Genomic DNA, 2026 nt, shown 5'->3' on the forward strand with positions numbered 1-2026 from the left:
GTCGTCCTTCTGCTCTGCACCTTCCTGGCGCTGGCCCTTGCCAACAGCCCGTGGTCCACATCCTTCCTCGCCTTCTGGAATATTCATGCCGGCATCAGCTTCGGCAGCGTGGAGTTATCCCGCTCGTTGAAGCACTGGATCAACGACGGGCTGATGACGCTGTTCTTCTTCGTCATTGCCCTTGAGCTGAAACGCGAACTGGTGCTGGGTGAACTCCGCGATCCCCGGGTGGCTGCGCTGCCAATCGCCGCGGCGGTCGGTGGGATGGTGGTACCGGCCAGCCTGTTCCTGCTGATCGTTGGAGGCGGACCGGGTGCGAGCGGCTGGGGAACCGTCATGTCCACCGACACGGCCCTTGTCATCGGTTGCCTCGCCATGCTTGGCGCCCGTATTCCGGCGAGCTTGCGGCTCTTTCTGCTCTCTCTTGCGATCTTCGACGATGTCGGCGCCATTCTGGTCGTGGCGATCGGCTATGGTGCGACCTTGAACTGGGGCGTGCTCAGCATCGGCGGGTTTGGATTTGTCGTCGTGGCGGCCCTTGCCCGGCTTGGCATCCGCAGTATTCCGACTTATTTCGCAATGGGTGGTGGCATTTGGCTGGCGCTGGATGTTTCCGGTCTCCACCCTACATTGGCCGGCGTGCTCCTCGGGTTGATGACGCCGGCGCGGAGTTGGGTGAGCACCCCCCGCCTGCACGCTATATTGGACCGGGTCACCGCCCATTCGCCCGGTGGTCTCCGGAAAGGGACGGCCGCCGCCCGCAATGACCTCCAACGGGCGGGTGTTGCAACACGGGAGGCCCTGTCCCCGATCGAGCGGCTTGAATTCGCCCTCCATCCCCTGGTCGCCTTCACAATCCTGCCGCTCTTCGCCCTGGCCAATGCCGGCGTTCCCATGGCCGCCGCGAAGTTCGACCCGGCGCTCACGACGGCAATCCTCATGGCCTTTGTGGCCGGCAAACCGGTTGGCGTGCTGCTCTTCAGCTTCCTTGCCGTGAAGTCGCGCCTTGGCATCCGACCTGACGACTTGTCATGGCAATTGGTGGCGGCGGGAGGATTGCTGACCGGTATCGGGTTTACGATGGCATTGTTCATTGCCGAGTTGGCCTTTGGCGCGGCGCTCCTCAATTCGGTCAAGCTTGGCATTCTCGGCGCTTCAGCCATTTCGGCGATCCTCGGCTTCCTGATACTGGCTTGGCTGACCAGGATTTCACGGCGATAGGATGCGGGCAATCACTGGCATCGCTGTGGCCTCTTGAAAGGCCGTGCGGTGCGGCAGTGATCATGGGCGCCGCATATCCCGAGCTCTACGTCGCGGTCGGTGTGCATTCCGGCCTGCCCCTTGGGGCTGCGCGTGATATTCCCTCCGCCTTCGCCGCCATGCGCAACGGGGCTGTGGGCGGGCGTGGTGGCATCAGCCCGGTCCCGACCATCATCTTCCATGGCGATCAGGACACGACTGTACACCCCGCCAACGGAAACGCGGTCGCCGCCCAGGCCGTGGCGCCGGCGGCCGGACTGCGGCCGACGGTGATACGTGGAGAGGTGCCGGGCGGGCACACCTATACCCGCACCATCCACGCCGACGCGTCGGGCCGGGGCCTGTGCGAGCATTGGGCGATCCACGGCACCGGGCATGCCTGGGCTGGGGGCAGCCGGTTCGGCTCCTATACCGATCCACGGGGGCCGGATGCGACGCGGGAGATGGTGCGCTTCTTCTTCGAGCATGCACGCGACGGGACCGCAACAGTGCCCTGATCGGTGGTGACCTGCTCCCCTAATTGTTACCGGTTATAAGCAGAGTCCTCTGGTTTGGTATTTGGTTTGAGTTACGTTCAGGACCGGGGGCATGCCCCCGGTCCTGAACGTTGCGAACTGGGTGGGGGACATCCCGCCCAAAGTGGAATGAGGCCGAATATTGTTGTAGTCGTTCCGCCAGTCGGCCAGCACCTGGCGAGCGTGCCGCAGACCGTGGAACAGGGTTTCATTCAGGCATTCATCGCGCAAGCGTCCGTTGAAACTTTCCC

General features: G+C 63.7%; 3 protein-coding genes. 2 read left to right on the forward strand and 1 reads right to left on the reverse strand.

Annotated features, from left to right (window positions below; translation table 11 throughout):
- Together nhaA and ACM9HJ_RS30840 are read left to right on the forward strand one after the other, a co-directional pair.
- On the forward strand, positions 1 to 1221 hold a 1221-nt coding region (nhaA, locus tag ACM9HJ_RS30835; protein WP_416575640.1), incomplete at its 5' end, for a Na+/H+ antiporter NhaA.
- A 62-nt stretch (positions 1222 to 1283) separates the two neighbouring features.
- Complete coding sequence (locus ACM9HJ_RS30840) at positions 1284 to 1757, forward strand: alpha/beta hydrolase family esterase (protein ID WP_416575641.1); 474 nt, start codon at positions 1284 to 1286, stop codon at positions 1755 to 1757.
- Between the two features lie 33 nt (positions 1758 to 1790).
- Here the strand turns inward: ACM9HJ_RS30840 and ACM9HJ_RS30845 are convergent.
- On the reverse strand, positions 1791 to 2026 hold a 236-nt coding region (locus tag ACM9HJ_RS30845; RefSeq protein WP_416575642.1), incomplete at its 5' end, for an integrase core domain-containing protein.

This window comes from Niveispirillum sp. KHB5.9 (genome assembly GCF_048066115.1).
GTDB lineage: Bacteria > Pseudomonadota > Alphaproteobacteria > Azospirillales > Azospirillaceae > Niveispirillum.

Excerpts from the sequence above, each read along its gene's own strand:
- ACM9HJ_RS30840 (WP_416575641.1), top strand. The coding sequence starts at position 1,284 with ATGGGCGCCGCATATCCCGAGCTCTACGTCGCGGTCGGTGTGCATTCC.